The organism is Streptomyces sp. NPDC059875, from assembly GCF_042731085.1.
In the GTDB taxonomy this organism is placed as follows: Bacteria; Actinomycetota; Actinomycetes; order Streptomycetales; family Streptomycetaceae; genus Streptomyces.
Map to the genome: position 1 here is coordinate 12,125 of NZ_JBHWJZ010000022.1, position 14,427 is coordinate 26,551.

The following is a 14,427-nucleotide window of genomic DNA, read 5'->3' on the forward strand; positions in this document are numbered from 1 at the left end:
CCCGGCCGGGCCTCCGGCTCGGCCGCCGCGGGTAGCCCGGTGGCCAGTAGCGCCACGGCGCCGGCCGCGACGACGACCGCGGTCCTTGATCTCGATCTCATCCGCTGTACCAACTCCCTGAAGGTGTCGCGAACTTCACAGGGAGCACACTGAAGCCAGGAGTCGCCGCTGTGACAGGGAAGAGGAAGGGCGGAATCCTGCCATGGCACAACACCGCCACGTCCGGACTCCATGAACTCCGCCTCTGCGCCCCTCGGTTCGCGCGGTCTTTGTCAGACAGCATCAGGGGCCCGGAGATGCGAGAGGGCACGGCGGTCGACGAGCGGGCGCGCGGCAATACGGCGCGTTCGGCGGACTGGTGCCCAGTCCGGCCGCCGCCCCTTCAGCAGGTCGTCGATTGCGTCGGGCAGGCTGTTGCGAGGGCGTTCCTGGTTGTTCGTCACGCAGAGACCTCGGACGCTGTCGTACTCGACTCCGCAGGCACCCCTCGGAAGTGACCATCTAGGATGTCGGCCGCGCGTTTGTCACATGCGGTTGACGTCACGCGGGGTCGTGCCTCATGTGCAGTCTCGCGTCCGTGAGCCGTCCGACCGGATGCGTCCGGGTAGCTGTTCCTATGGGGGAGAACTTCGGTGTTCGGAATCATCAGGCCATGCCGTCATCGCCTGGGCGAGGGCTTGCGTACCGAGTGGATGGCGCATCTGTGTGGGCTGTGCCTGGCTTTGCGCAGCGAGTACGGGCAGTTCGCGAGGGTGGCCACCAACTACGACGGCCTGATCGTCTCGGTGCTGACCGAAGCGCAGTCGGAGCGTACAGGGGACTGGCGGCGTGGTGCCGGTCCGTGCCCCCTGCGCGGGATGCGGTCGGCGGACGTGGCGCAGGGTGAGGGTGCGCGGCTGGCGGCGACGGTGTCGCTGGTGCTGGCCGCAGCGAAGATACGCGACCATGTGGCCGACGGCGACGGCCTGATGGGACGCCGCCCGGTGGCGCTGGCGGCACGCCGGATCGCCCACGGCTGGGACCGTGCGGGCGTCGCGGGCGGCCAACGACTCGGCTTCGACACCGCGGTGCTGCTCGGGGCGGTCGAGCGCCAGCCGGACGTCGAGCGGTCGACCGGCCCCGGTGGCTCGCTGCTGACGGTCACGGAGCCCACGGAGACGGCAACCGCAGCCGCCTTCGCGTACACCGCAGTGCTCACGGACCGCCCGGGCAACGCCGAACCGCTGGCGGAAGCCGGCCGCCTGTTCGGTCGGCTGGCGCATTTGCTGGACGCGGTGGAGGACCTGGACGCGGACGTGGCGTCCGGCGCGTGGAATCCGATCGCCGTGACCGGCGCGGACCGCGCCGAGGTGCGCCGGCTCTGCGACGACGCCGTCCGTGGAATCCGACTCGCCCTGTCCGACGCCGTGTTCGTCGACGGACGGCTGGTACGGGCGCTTCTGGGCGGCGAGTTGGAGCGTGCCATCGATCGAGTCTTCGACCCTCGGCATCGTCACCATCAGCACCGCCGCCAGGCGCGGGGCCTGCGCATGCTGCCCTGGCTGGGACGCCGTGCGGAGACGGAAACGCCCTCGGGTACCGGCACCGGCACGGCCTGCGGCGCAGGGGAGCTTGCGGGCACGGCCCCGGAGGGCGGTGCGATGGCGTCGGGCCGGCCGCCGGAGGGGCAGTGCCGGCGGTGTCGCGAGTGGGGCCGGGTGTGCGGCGATTGCAGGTTGTGCTTCAGATGCTGCCGCTGCAGCGAAGACGCCGGCCAGGATGACGGAGAGCCCGTGCAGTTCGGCGACGGCAACCGCAACGGCGGCTCGAGCCGGGAGGGTTCCGGCAGGGACGGTTCCGGGAGTGACGGCTGGTTCGGCGGCCAGGGCGGCGGCAACTCCGGTGGCTCCTCCGGTGGTTCGGGCGGCGGTCATGGGTCCGGTGGCTCTGGTGGTTCCGGCGGTGGCTCGGGTGACGGCTGCGGTGGCGGTGGCTGCTGCAACCCGTGCAAGTGCTGCTGCGACTGCTGCGACTGAACGACGAATGAGCCTGGTTCCCCGCCCGGCGGGGAACCCGGTGCCGAACTTCTCGTCACTGCGCGTCGACGACGGCGTACGCCACCGGCTGTACCGCCTACGTCTGGAAGCGGAGCGGTGGACGGCGGAATGGACAAGGCGGGGTCGACCCAAGGACTGATCCGGGGAACTGGTAGCCGCCAGTTGACGGCGTCGCGGGTCTGCGTCAGAAGCCATGTCCTGGCCGTTCCGGGTCGGAAAAATGGTTTGAGCTTGGGCGGCGGCACCGACAGGATCGGGGAACACCGATGAGTTCTTCCCGGCGCCGCGGTCTGTCAGTGTGACCTGCCCACGTGCGGAGGACACTCACATGACGGAAGGCGCCATGCCCGCACCACACGCAACACCCACTCTCTCGCCCGCCCGCGTCACCGCCGTGCTGCGGATTCTCGTGCTGTCCACCTTCGTCGTCCTCCTCAACGAGACGATCATGGTCAACGCGATCCCGCGGCTCATGCGCGAGTTCGAGGTCACCGCGGCAGCCGCAGGGTGGCTGTCCACGGCCTTCATGCTCACCATGGCCGTCGTCATCCCGGTGACGGGGTGGTTCCTCCAGCGCGTCACGACTCGGACCGCCTTCGGCCTGGCCATGGCACTCTTCCTCGCCGGCACGGCTCTGGCCGCGGCCGCGCCCGCCTTCCCCGTACTGCTGGCGGCCCGCGTCATCCAGGCCAGCGGCACCGCCGTCATGATGCCGCTGCTCATGACGACGCTGATGACCCTCGTGCCCGCGCACGACCGCGGCCGTGTCATGGGCAACATCACCCTCGTCATCTCCGTCGCACCCGCCCTCGGCCCTGCGGCCTCCGGTGTGCTGCTGCAGCTGGGGACATGGCGCCTGCTGTTCCTGGCCGTGCTGCCCATCGCCGGAGCCATGGCCATATTCGGTCTGCGCAAGCTGGTCGACATCGGCGAGCCGCAGGCCGGCCCGATCGACTGGGTGTCCGTCCCGCTGGCGGCGGCGGGCTTCGGCGCCCTGGTCTACGGCCTGAGCGAGCTCGGTGCCGGGGACGCGTCCCAGGCCCCCCTGCCCCCGGCGGCCGTGACCCTGGCCGGAGCCGTGCTGGTCGGCCTGTTCGTATGGCGACAGCTGTCACTGCAGCGCTCGTCCACACCGCTGCTGGACCTGCGAGCCCTGACATTTCGTCACTTCTCTGTGGCACTCGGCCTGATGTGCCTGTCCTTCATGGCCCTCATGGGTGCGTTCATCCTGCTGCCGATCTATCTGCAGGAGGTGTGCGGCCTGACCTCACTGCAGACCGGGCTGCTCCTCATCCCCGGCGGCCTGACCATGGGCCTGCTCGGACCGCAGGTCGGCAAGCTCTACGACCGACTCGGCGCACCACGCCTGGTCGTACCCGGAGCCGTACTCACAGCGCTTTGCCTCGCGCTGTTCGCCCTCACGGGCGAACAGACCTCGCCGTGGCTGGTGCTCGCCCTTCATGTGGCCCTGAGCGCGGGCATGGCGTTCGTCTTCACCCCCGTCTTCACCTCCGGCCTGTCCGTACTGCCGCCGCACCTCTACCCCCACGGCTCCGCCATCCTGGGCTCGCTCCAACAGGTCGCGGCCGCCGCCGGCACCGCCCTGGTCATCAGTGTCATGTCGGGACAGGCCGCCACCGCAGCAGCCGATGGCGCCGACGCCACCGGCGCCCTCGCCACGGGCATCCGGTGGGGATTCGGCATCGGCGCCGTGATCGGCGCCCTGTCCGTGCTGGTCGCGCTGCTGATCCGCACGCCGCCTGCTCCGCAACAGCCTGCTGCGTCGGAGGCCCAGGACGAAGACGGCACCACGACGAACAAAGCCGCCCACACACCCACCTGACGCCCTGGACGCGGGCGGGGTTCGACTGCGGCCATGGCTCGTCCGGTAGTACACGGCGACCAGCAGCGCCCGGTCCGCCGGCGGCGGGCCTCCGTGGACGTCGCCCCCGCAGCGACTCGGCCCTCGACACCCCGCCTCTACATGAGGAATGCCTCAACGCCCAGCTGCACTGGCTGGGGGCGGGGTGCCGGCGGCGGAGCCGGCGCTGCGGCGCCTCCTGCCGCCGGCCAACCCCAGCCTGGAGCCCAGGGCCTGTGTTGATCGTTCCACGGTCACCCGCGCGATCGGTGAGATGCGTGCGCTGCCGGCCGAGCGTCGATACGCAGTTTGCCGGTCGGGCCGTCGTTTCCCTCCGCGCCACCCGCTTGGCGGACTCGCCGCGCGGGAGGCAGGTGGCGCTCATAGCGTCGGGCCGACGGAGTTCGCCGTAGCACCTGGGAGAAGTCGATGACGGACGAGTGGATGGAGAAACAAGAACGGCCCATCCACTGGCCCGTTCCTGATCGCCGGGCCATCCTGGTCGGGAGCGACCCCGTCCGGACTGACCCTGTTGAAGTCGACCACCACCGTGAACTGGATCACCGCCTGGTACGCGACGAGCGGCCCGTCGGACTTCCCGTCCGTCAACCAGCTCCAGGACGGCACGCGGCTGATTCCGCTGTCGGAGTGGACCGGCGACCCGGGTGACTACTCCCCTCCCACCGACGTCCCCGTTCCCGCCGACGCCGACGCCACGACGCCCCCCGTCGACAAGGTCCACGCTCTCAGCGGCCGCGAGTATTTCACGCTCCTCAACCGGATGATGGTGGACAGCCCTCCCCTGCCGATGCCCCGTTCTTGGGCAGCCTCGCCAAACTCGGCATCGCACCCGGCGCGAGCCTGGACGACCTGTCCTCCGAGGAGCTCGCCACCCTGGACGCGGGTGCGCAGCACGGCCCGGAGGTCCTGCGCACTCTGCTCGCCCGAGCGGAGTCCGCGAACTCCGGTGGGTGGACCGTGCACCGAGGCTTGGGTGATTACGGAACCGACTACGCCAAGCGCGCGGTCATCACCCGGTTCGGGTACGGAGCCAACCTCGACGCCGACGCCCTGTACCCGCACGCCACCACCGACGCCGACGGCCGACCCCTCAACGGTGCCACCACCTACGTCCTGCACTTGGACGCCGGGAAACCCCGCCCGTCGACGGCTTCTGGTCCCTCACGATGATGACCTTGCAGGCCCCAGTACCTATCGAGCCGGATGAGGGTGATCGCCACTCGGGCTGCCTGCGTCAGTCGACCAGCTCGTAGATGCTCCGGGCCATCAGCCACAGGCCGATCAGCAGGGCGAGCGTGACTACCAGCTGTTCCTGGTGCTGCTCCAGCCAGCTCCGCAGGGCGTTCAAGCGGGCGTTCGCGGCCGCGGGCGCCCAGACCGCGTACATCTCCATGACGATGAGGCTGAGTGTGGCCAGCAGGCAGTAGCCGGTCAGAACGAGCCAGTCGGTGAGGGTGGAGAGGTTCGCGTCGAGGGCGGTCGCGGCGCCGGCGCCGACCAGTCCCCAGGGCTGCAGCAGCCACGCCAGACCGGCTGCCGTGACCAGTGATGCGTTGTCGATCCGGGCGGTCCAGCGTGGCGGGCCGTGCGGGCGGGGCGGTCGGCGGTGCCGGTACGCGCCGAACAGCACCAGCGCCAGGCCGATGGCGAGTTTCGCGGCGATCGCGGCGGTCGATGGCGCGCTGTGACGGGCCGGGGGCTGACCGCCGGTCAGCAGCACCACGACGGCGATCACCGTCACCAGGTTGGCCATCCACGACAGCAGGAACGCCAGACCGTGACGAACGCCGCGCCGCGAGGAGAGCAGCAGGATGAAGGCGCTGTTGTGCAAGGGCCCCAGGGTGATCGCCGTACCGATCACAATCAGGTCGAGGACCATCGGACCAGGCGCTCCTGGGACTCGGGGCTGTGCGCCACGTATGGGCAGGGGGCCGGTCGGTAGGGGTGAGGCGTTGCTACGGGACCGCATTCCGACTCTGCAGGCGGTGGCCCGGCGGGTCAAGCAGGCCACGCCCGTGAAGCCTTGTCGGTCCGATGGGAAGCCACATCGCCGCTTACGACTGCATCGACTGCATCGGCCCCGCCGCGCAGGATTCAGCTGGAGGTCGGCGCGACCTGGCGGTCCGTGTGCTGACGAGTGTCATGGTCGCGCTCGGGCTCGAACCCTCGACCTTCGTCACGTGGGTGATGGCCCACTGGTGGCCGAGCCCCGGCGCCCGGGGCCGTCACGAGGGCTGAACCGCCGGGGAGACGGCGGACCTCAACAGCAGGCGTGGGATTCCCCCGCCCGTTGCAGGCAGTGACCACAGGTCGCCGCCGAAATCGCCCGGCAGCGAGTAGAGCAGCGTCCGGTCGTCGTACCAGAGGGCCTGGTCGTCGACGCTGCGCTGCTCCGCCAGCGCGGTTTCGGCGCCGGTGCGCAGATCCAGGACGTACAGCCGCCAAGGGGCCTCTGCCGGCAGGCCGGCCACCCGCTTCTTGAACGCGATCCGGGTACCGTCGGGGGAGAGGGAGGGGCACTCCGCGTTGGCGCGCAGCACGCGCAGTTCGCGAGCCCGCAGGTCGCCCTCGACCAGGTGGGTCCGGCCTCCCGTGGCGAGGGTCGCGTAGAAGCGGTTGTCGTCGGCGGCGAAGGTCACCCCCCAGAAGTTGTGGTCGGCCGCCCGGCGGCGCTTGCCCCCGTCGAATACCGCGAAGTCCTCCAGGCTCGGGACGAGCGTGCCCGACCGGGTGTCGTAGAGGGCGGTGCGGGTGGAGAAGTTGCCGCCCGCGTACGAGTCCCCGCTGACGAACACCGTCCAGGCGAGCAGCCGGCCGCTGGGGGAGACCCGCGCGCGGGTGGGCGTGCCCGGGACGTCGAACGAACGGACCCGCCGGAGCGCGGAGTCGAGGACCAGCGCCTCGTAGCGGGGGACGACCCCGCCCGCGCGGCGCAGGCAGACGCCCGTGCCCGCGGCCGCGTGGAAGCGCAGGCAGTCCTGGGGCGCGGTGGTACGCGCACCCGTGGGCGCGGCCAGCGGCACCGAGGCGATCATGTCGCGGCCCGGTCCCCACGCCAGATTGCGGAAGAGCAGCCGGCCCGGCTGTTTCAGGCTCACCGCGCCGGACCGAGCGCGGGGCTCGCCCGGTCGGGCCACTTCGCGATCGCCGGCCCGGTCCGAGGCCCGGACCACGGCGACCACGGCCGTCGCCGCGAGCAGGGCGGAGAACAGGACCAGGAGGAGGACCTTCCGCAGGGTGTGCGTCATCGCAGAGCTCCCTTGCCGAGCACCCCGACCGTCGCCAGTGACAGGGTGAGACCGATGGCCGCGCCGGCCAGCGCGGCGCCGGGACCCGCGTACGTCCAGCCGGCGCCGAAGAGCAGCGCCCCCGCGAAGCGGGCCAGCGCCTGCGCCGTCTGGACCAGGGCCAGGCCGCTCGCCCGTAGCCGCACGGGCAGCAGCGGTCCCGCGGCCGCCATCAGGACGCCGTCGGTGGCCGCGTAGAACGTGCCGAGGAGGAACAGGACGAGCACGGCCGGGGCCGCGCCGCCCAGCGGGGAGAGGAGCAGCAGGTACGCCGCTGCCAGCGCGGCATGGCCCGCAAGGAAGACGCGGCCGCGCCCGGCCCGGTCCGCGAGCCTGCCCAACGGGACGGCGAGCAGCAGGAAGCCGGCCGCCGTCGCCACCGGGAGCAGGGGGAAGACCGTGGCGGGCAGGTCGAGCCGCCGCTGCAGCAGCAGGTAGACGAAGGAGTCCCCGACCGTGAACACGCCGAGCAGGGCCGCCGCCAGCGCGAGGCGCCGCACACCGCGGTCGCGGAGCACGGCGGTCAGCCCCCGCGCGCCGGGCGCGGCGGGAGTCCGGGCCGGCCGGGAGCGGACGTCCCGTACGAACAGCGCGAGCAGCAGCACCGCGAAGGCCGCCGCACAGAAGCTCACCGTGAACACGGCGTCGTAGGCGTCGTGCGCCACCCACAGCACCCCGAAGGCCGCGAGCGGGCCGAGCAGCGCGCCCGCCGTGTCCATGGCCCGGTGCACTCCGAAGGCCCGGCCCTGCCCCTCCGGCGTGGCGGACAGGGAGATCAGCGCGTCGCGGGGCGCGGTACGCAGGCCCTTGCCGGTTCGGTCGGCGGTCAGGACCGCCGCCACCGCCAACGGGGTGGAGACCGCGAGCAGCCCCAGCTTGCAGACCGCGGACAGGGCGTAGCCCGTACCCGCCACGAGCTTGTGGCGCTCTGTCCGGTCGGCGATCTGGCCGCCGGCCAGCCGCAGGAGGGCGGTCGCGCCCTGGTACAACCCGTCGAGTGCGCCGAAGGCCAGCGGCGACATGCCGAGGCCCACGACGAGGTAGAGCGGCAGGACCGCAGTGACCATCTCGGCGGAGACATCCGTGACCAGGCTGACCAGGCCGAGTACGAGCACGTTCCCCGCGACGGCCGGGCCGGCCGCCGGGCGCGGTACGCCCTTTGCGGCATCGGCGGCGCGGTTGGCCGACAGGTACACGGATGCCTCCTTCCGGTTCCGTCAGAACCAGTTGAGAGTGAGGGGGAAGGTGGTGCCGGCCGACTTGCCCGCCGCATCGGTGACCGAGGCGGTGATCTGGAGCGTCCCGGACCCCCACGGCTTTCCGCTGATCCGGCCGGTCGAGGCATCCATGGTCAGACCCCACGGCAGCCCGGTCGCGGTCCACCGCAGCGGGGCGGAGCCGCCCGTGGCCGTGACCTGGATCGTGCAGGACTGGTTGAACTTGCAGGTCTGCGCACCCGGGTTGACGACGACCGGGCCGCCGCCCGGCGGCGGCTCCTCACCGCCGGCCCCGAAGACCTCCGCGATCGGCTGGGCACTCGCCGCATTGCCCGCGTGCCCCGTCCCGAAGAGGTCCTCGAAGGTCCGCAGCAGGTTGAAGTGGTTGTATGCGCTGCCGTACCGGCCCTGCTTGACGTGCGCGCCGTAGAAGACCGTGGCGATCTGGTTCGACCCCAGGAAGTTGTCCTCGTCCCAGGTGAGCACCAGGAGGCTGTTGTTGGCCTTCGCCCACTGCGCGTACGCGTCGAGATTGTTCTTGAGCCACGTGTCGCCCGTGTTCACCGAGCACGAGTGCATGTCGTTGCACTGGTTCGGGACGATGAACGACAGCTGCGGCAGCGCGTTGAAATCGGTCCGCGGGAACTGCGCCCAGGTCTTGCCGGTGTTGAGCGGCACGTTCTTGAAGGCGAACCAGGGGTTGTGCTTCTGCGCGTACTGGCCGTTGGTGCAGACCGTGGACCCCTCGCTCGGCAGGTCTTCGTTGTACGTGGCGAACGTCTTGCCCGCCGCGATGAGTTCCTGGCCGAGATTCGGCGCGGTCATCGACTGCGGCGTGTAGCAGCCGTCGCCGGTGATGCCCTGGGTGCCGCCCGAGAAGAGGTTGAAGTAGTTCGGCTGGCTGGGGTGGGTCAGCGCCTTCATCGCTGTGAGGCTCGCGCCGGCGTTGGCCAGCTGGTTGACGTACGGGGCATTGGCGCTGCCGATGATCTCGCCGTACTGCTTGTTCTCGAAGACGACCACCACCACGTGGTCGTAGCTCGGCAGGGCCGCGGCGGCCGCGGCCGCCGGCGCCGCAGTGACGTCGGCAGCCTCGGAGCTGCCGATGGTCATGGCGCCGACCAGGCCGAGGGCGCAGGCGAGGCCGGTCGCGGAGGCCCGCCACCTCCTGCCTCGCCCACGGAGTGGTGTGACCGGGATGTCCGGTGCCGGTTTTCTGGTTCGCATGGCTGATGCCTCCCGCGTTCTCGGGTTCTCGGTCATTCCTCTCGCCGGGCCGCTCCGGCCACGGCGATGTTCACGAAGCGCGGCACGGGCCGGTCCAGGCCGCGGAACTCGTCCGCGACCGCCGCCCGCACCGCCGTCAGCCGGTCCGCGGGCAGCAGCATCAGAACGCTGCGGCCCGGCCGGCTGCCCGGCGGCCACGCGCTGAGCGCGCCTGCCCGTCGGGCGCACTCCACGGCCCGTGCCAGGCCGTCCCTGCGGTCCTCCGCGGATCCCCGCACGGCCATGAGCACCAGACGCGTCCCCGAGGACGGCGGGTCGAAGGGCACACTCCGCCGAGCTCCGCCCGACCCGATGTGCAGGGCGGTACCGGGCCGTGCGAACAGCACGGCGCTGCGCAGGGCGTCGTCGTCCCGCGGAGCCACCTCCCTGATCAGCGCGGCGAGTTGCTCCCTTTCGGGCCGTGCCTCGCCCTCCGCGGTGTGTACGTCCGCCACGGCGAGCGCGACCGCGCAGTCGAGCGGTTCCGGGAGGCGGAGTCCGGCGGCCTCGGTGAGGGTGCCCTGGACGTGCAGGTCCGTGCCGGCGCGTCCGTACCCGGCCCGGGCGAGGGCCCGTAGCAGGGCGTAGGGGCGGGCCGCCCAGTCCGGGGTGTCCGGGTAGGGGCCGGCCAGCGCCAGATCGCAGCTCTGCGCGGGATGGCTGAGCGAACTCAGCCGTACCAAGCCGTCCTCGCGCGGGGCCGCGGCGGCCGCGACCGGCCAGCCGGCCGCGGCCACCAGGCCCGGCGAGCCGAGGTGGAAGGCGTGCGGGGCGCTCCACACCGCGGCCGGCGGCCGGCCGTGAGCGGTCTCCAGCGCATGGGCGACCAGGCGGAACAGCGGGTCGGCGGTGGCCCGGTGGGACAGCGGCTGCGGCACACCCGCCGCCGCGGTCGGGGCGTTCACCGCGACTCCTTGCGGGCGAGCAGCCGGTACGCGTTGCCGCCGTCCGTGCGACGGGCCACGGCACTGCGTACGGCGTCCAGCACGCCCGCCGCGGCCAGGCACGGCACCGCGGCCGCCCGCACCGCCTGCCGGGCCGCGCGCCGCGCGGGCCGGGCCAGGGACGGGTCCGCCCACGGGCTGTGCGGGTCGGGGGCGAGCCGGTTCGCGACGAGGGCCACGGCGCCCACGAAATCGTTGTGCTGATGGGCGGGCCCGTGTTCCTCGGCCAGTACGGTGAAGCCGCGCTCGGCCAGCGCCGCGCGGAGGTTGGCCGCCGGGATCAGGTGCTGGTGCTGCGGCTGGAACCACGGTAGCCAGTGCGGACCCAGCAGACGGGCCATCCTCGACTGCGGATCGGGCAGTTCGATCAGCAGGTGCCCCCCGGGCACCAGAACCTGCGCGGCCGCGTCGAGCTCCGCGAACGGGTCGCGGGTGTGCTCCAGATAGTGGTACATGCTGACCGCCTCGTACTGGCCCGCGAGTTTGCCGGCGAGGTCCGGGAACTGGCCCTGGTAGCCGGTGGCGACCCAGCCCCGCCGCTCGGCCTCCCGGATCCCGTCGCCCATGTCGAGCCCGTCGAAGCGGGTGTCCGGCCACACGTCACGGGCGACGTCGCAGAAGTGCCCGTGACCGGTGCCGACATCGAGCCACGAGACGGGGCGCGCGTACGGGACGAGCATCGCGGCGCGCGCCCGGTAGGAGGCGCCGAGCCGGCCGAAGACCACCCCTGCGCCCTCGCCGCCCCGGCCGTCGTAGAAATCGCGGTAGTAGAAGTCCAGCCCCTCCACCGTCAGCCGGGGGTTCTGGAAGACGTGCCCGCAGGAGGCGCACTCCTCCAGCGTGAAACGGCCCGGCTTGCCCTGCAGTAGATCCGGCATCCGCACCCGCACCACCGGCCGCGGCGAGCCGCACCACGGACAGTCGGCGCGCCGCGGTTCGAAGAACCGATCGGTACCGCCCGCGAGTTCGGCGGCGTACTCGGCCCGGCGGTCCGCCTCCCCGGCCTGCCGCGGCGGCCGGGCTCCGGCGGCCGTACGCAGTGCCGCGCGCAGCGACCGCAGCGGCCGGGCCGCGCTCGCACCGGCCAGGTCCGCGGGGCGCAGCGGGCCGCCGGTGCCCAGCACCAGCAGGGGCTGCAGCCAGTACAGCCCGGCCGCGGCCACACCCCAGCGGCCGTCCCGTACGGCTGCCGCAGCCAGCAGCACGAGACCGGCCAGCTGGACCGCCGACAGCAGTCCCGGCGGCAGGCCCTGGGCGCGCAGCTCGGCAACGCGGCTCCCCGCACCGGCGGACACCACGCGGGAGCTCAGGCCGGGGGCGACGGCCAGATCCGTCGAGGCGGTGGCGTACTCCTTCAAACGGCGGGTGAGCTCCAGGAGTTCCACCCGGTCGAAGGGCCGATCCGGATCCACCCCGGCCCGCTCCAGGACGTCCTCGCAGACGAGCACGGCGTACCCCGCGCCGCGCCCGGCGGCCAGCCGGTCCTGCCGGTACGTGGTCGGGGCGACCAGCCGCAGCAGCCCGAGGGCGTCCTCCGCGGGCAGGTCCGCCGGCAGCAGCTCCAGCACGTCCAGGCCCTCACGGTCGGCGTGGGCGCAGGCGGCCGCGAGGACCCCCGCGCCCGCCGCGACGCCCCGCGCGGTGAGCAGCCGCCGGCGCGGCCCCTTGGAGGCCTCCCCGGCGGGGTGCTCCCCGTCGGGGGGCAGGGCCGGCAGTTCGTGCAGGCGGCGGCGCGCTCGTACCGTCCCCGCGCCGAGTGCCGCCATGATCGCGAAGGAAACCCATGGGCTCATGACAGTTTCTCCAACCTGTCGGCCGCGGTGGCGGCGCCGCCCGCGGCGGCGAAGGACGCCTGGATCCGCCGGGCCGCGCGGCGGTGCGGACCGAAGTCCTCCAGTACGGCGGTGAGCGCGTCGTACAGGTCGGCCGGTCTGGCCCGGCCGAAGCGCACCCGGATCCCGGCGCCTGCGTCGGCGACCTGCTGCGCGACGATCGGCTGGTCGTCCCGGATGGGGGCGACGACCAGCGGGAGGCTGTGGGCGAGCGCCTCGCACACCGTGTTGTGGCCGCCGTGACTGACGACCGCGTCCAGGTGGGGCAGCAGCCGCAGCTGCGGCACGGCCTCCTGGACCAGGGCGTGCGCCGGTACCGGGCCGACCAGGTGCCGGGGGCCGGCCACGATCAACTGGACCCGGTCCGCGATCCGTTCTCCGGCGGCCAGGACCGCGCCGTAGAACCGCGAGCCCGTCTCCTGGTTGAGGGTGCCGAGCGAGACCAGCACCCGGCGGCGGTCGGAGTCGAGCCGCTGCCAAGGGAAGTCCGTGCCCGGCGGGCGGGACCCGAAGGCGGGCCCCACGCAGGCGTAGTGGTCGGGGAAGGGCTCGGCGCCCCCGATGAGCTCCGGCGTGGAGAAGACCAGCACCAGACGGTCCGAGAACCGGGGATCCCAGCCGGGCGGCGCCCCGCACTCGGCGAGCAGTCCGGCCAGCTGGTCCGCCACCCATGCGCCGACCTTGGGAAACCCGGCGAAGGGGCGGGTGAACTCGGCCGAGGTGCTCGCCGAGGTGGCCCAGGGGATGCCGCGCCGCCGGGCGACCACGGCCCCGGCCAACGCCTGCTGGTCGGCGACCACCACGTCCGGGGCGAAGGCCGCGACGGCCCGCTCGACGCCCGGCATCATCGCGAGGGCCAGCGGCACCAGCGCCTCCGCCCACAGGAACCGCAGCGCGGCGACACCCCGCAGGTCGCGCCACCGCCCGTGCAGCGCGGCGTACCCGCCGGGTTCCGGACCTTCGGCGTCCCCGGAGGGAAACAGCCTGGCATGCGCGGGCAGCAGGCCGGACAGCACCTCCGCGGGCCCGGCCCAGGCGGTCGCGTGCCCGCGGGCGGCCAGTTCGGCGGCTACGGCGACCGTCGGATTGACGTGCCCGGCGAGCGGGGGGACGACGAACAGGAACCTCATACGATCAGCGCTCCCGTCCCGGCCCGGCTCACGGCCGCGGCGTGCGCCAGCAGGGCCTCGCGCAGCACCCCGCTGGCTTCCTTGAGTACGTCGTGGCCGAGCCCGGGCAGGATCCGCAGCGTGCAGCGCCGAGTGTGCCGGGCCAGTTCCGCGGCGCCCGGGACCAGTTCGGAGTGCTCCCCGCAGACCACCAGGACCGGGCAGTCGATCCGGGCATAGTCGGCGGGTGTGAAGCCGCGGCCGGCCGCGATGTCGTCGATGAGGGTGGTGCGGTTCAGGAGTGCGTCGGCGATGGCTGTCAGCTTCGCCGCCTTGCGAAGCCGCAGCGAGGACAGTTCGGCGGGGACCTGACTGTCCTCCAGGCTGAGCGCGGCGACGGACAATGTGTCGACCATGTTCTCCACCCAGGGGCCGCTGAGCGGCGGTTCGAGCAGGGTCAGGCCCGCGACGAGATCGGGGCGGGCGAGAGCCGCGTGCAGGGCGAGCGTGCCGCCGTAGCTGTTGCCGACCAGGTGGACCGGCCGGGCGTCGAGCCCGAGGGCGGACAGCAGGGCGAACAGGTCGCGGACGGCGCTGCGGCTGTCGTATCCCGAGGGCGGGCGTTCGCTGAAGCCGTGGCCGCGCAGGTCGTACAGGACCACCTCGTGCCCGGCCCGGGCCAGCGGCACGGCCAGCGGGCAGTAGAAGCTGGAGAGGTTGTCGACGACGAGGCCGTGCAGGAACACGACAGGGGTGCCGGGGCCGGCCTCCGTACCGTCGGACGCCGGGACTTCGGCCGCGGGCAGTCGCTGTACGTGGAACCGCAGCGCGTTGGCGAGGATCTCGGCCATGGC

Annotated in this window: 12 protein-coding genes and 1 pseudogene; 5 read left to right on the top strand and 8 right to left on the bottom strand. The window is 72.7% G+C overall.

Going from position 1 to position 14,427, the window contains the following annotated elements; all coding sequences use genetic code 11:
- Positions 1-632: 632 nt before the first annotated feature.
- The 4 genes and pseudogenes from ACFV9D_RS25075 to ACFV9D_RS25090 all read left to right on the top strand — a co-directional run bounded on the left by ACFV9D_RS25075 (position 633) and on the right by ACFV9D_RS25090 (position 5,088).
- Positions 633-2,015 carry a DUF5685 family protein gene (locus ACFV9D_RS25075; protein ID WP_385150330.1) on the top strand — a complete coding sequence of 461 codons (1,383 nt, stop codon included), beginning with the start codon at positions 633-635 and terminating at the stop codon, positions 2,013-2,015.
- A gap of 364 nt (positions 2,016-2,379) precedes the next feature.
- Positions 2,380-3,879, top strand: coding sequence for a DHA2 family efflux MFS transporter permease subunit (locus tag ACFV9D_RS25080; protein WP_385150333.1), 1,500 nt, complete (start codon positions 2,380-2,382; stop codon positions 3,877-3,879).
- 502 nt (positions 3,880-4,381) lie between these two features.
- Positions 4,382-4,477, top strand: a pseudogene (locus ACFV9D_RS25085) (hypothetical protein); the annotation flags it as partial.
- A gap of 239 nt (positions 4,478-4,716) precedes the next feature.
- Positions 4,717-5,088, top strand: a complete 372-nt coding sequence (locus tag ACFV9D_RS25090) for a hypothetical protein (RefSeq protein WP_385150336.1) — start codon at positions 4,717-4,719, stop codon at positions 5,086-5,088.
- Between the two features lie 64 nt (positions 5,089-5,152).
- Here the strand turns inward: ACFV9D_RS25090 and ACFV9D_RS25095 are convergent, their stop codons facing one another.
- Complete coding sequence (locus ACFV9D_RS25095; RefSeq protein ID WP_385150339.1) at positions 5,153-5,797, bottom strand: GAP family protein; 645 nt, start codon at positions 5,795-5,797, stop codon at positions 5,153-5,155.
- A 155-nt stretch (positions 5,798-5,952) separates the two neighbouring features.
- On the opposite strand from ACFV9D_RS25095, the gene ACFV9D_RS25100 reads away from it, so the two are divergent.
- Positions 5,953-6,156 carry a hypothetical protein gene (locus ACFV9D_RS25100; RefSeq protein WP_385150342.1) on the top strand — a complete coding sequence of 68 codons (204 nt, stop codon included), beginning with the start codon at positions 5,953-5,955 and terminating at the stop codon, positions 6,154-6,156.
- Here the strand turns inward: ACFV9D_RS25100 and ACFV9D_RS25105 are convergent.
- From ACFV9D_RS25105 to ACFV9D_RS25135, 7 genes are read right to left on the bottom strand one after another with little or no spacing between them, the layout of a single operon-like run.
- On the bottom strand, positions 6,144-7,166 hold the full coding sequence (locus ACFV9D_RS25105) for a TolB family protein (RefSeq protein WP_385150345.1): 1,023 nt from the start codon (positions 7,164-7,166) through the stop codon (positions 6,144-6,146). The two genes, ACFV9D_RS25100 and ACFV9D_RS25105, sit on opposite strands and share 13 nt — an antisense overlap.
- On the bottom strand, positions 7,163-8,401 hold the full coding sequence (locus tag ACFV9D_RS25110; RefSeq protein WP_385150348.1) for an MFS transporter: 1,239 nt from the start codon (positions 8,399-8,401) through the stop codon (positions 7,163-7,165). Before ACFV9D_RS25110 ends, ACFV9D_RS25105 begins: the two co-directional genes overlap by 4 nt.
- Positions 8,402-8,422: 21 nt before the next feature.
- Entirely contained in the window at positions 8,423-9,649 is a 1,227-nt protein-coding gene (locus ACFV9D_RS25115) for an alkaline phosphatase family protein (protein ID WP_385150351.1), read from the bottom strand.
- A 32-nt stretch (positions 9,650-9,681) separates the two neighbouring features.
- Positions 9,682-10,593 (bottom strand): galactokinase, encoded by a 912-nt coding sequence (locus ACFV9D_RS25120; RefSeq protein ID WP_385150353.1) that lies wholly within the window; start codon positions 10,591-10,593, stop codon positions 9,682-9,684.
- Entirely contained in the window at positions 10,590-12,425 is a 1,836-nt protein-coding gene (locus tag ACFV9D_RS25125; protein ID WP_385150356.1) for a methyltransferase domain-containing protein, read from the bottom strand. The genes ACFV9D_RS25120 and ACFV9D_RS25125 overlap by 4 nt, the downstream gene beginning before the upstream one ends.
- Complete coding sequence (locus ACFV9D_RS25130; protein ID WP_385150360.1) at positions 12,422-13,594, bottom strand: glycosyltransferase; 1,173 nt, start codon at positions 13,592-13,594, stop codon at positions 12,422-12,424. Before ACFV9D_RS25130 ends, ACFV9D_RS25125 begins: the two co-directional genes overlap by 4 nt.
- Complete coding sequence (locus ACFV9D_RS25135) at positions 13,591-14,424, bottom strand: alpha/beta fold hydrolase (protein ID WP_385150363.1); 834 nt, start codon at positions 14,422-14,424, stop codon at positions 13,591-13,593. Before ACFV9D_RS25135 ends, ACFV9D_RS25130 begins: the two co-directional genes overlap by 4 nt.
- Positions 14,425-14,427 lie beyond the last annotated feature (3 nt).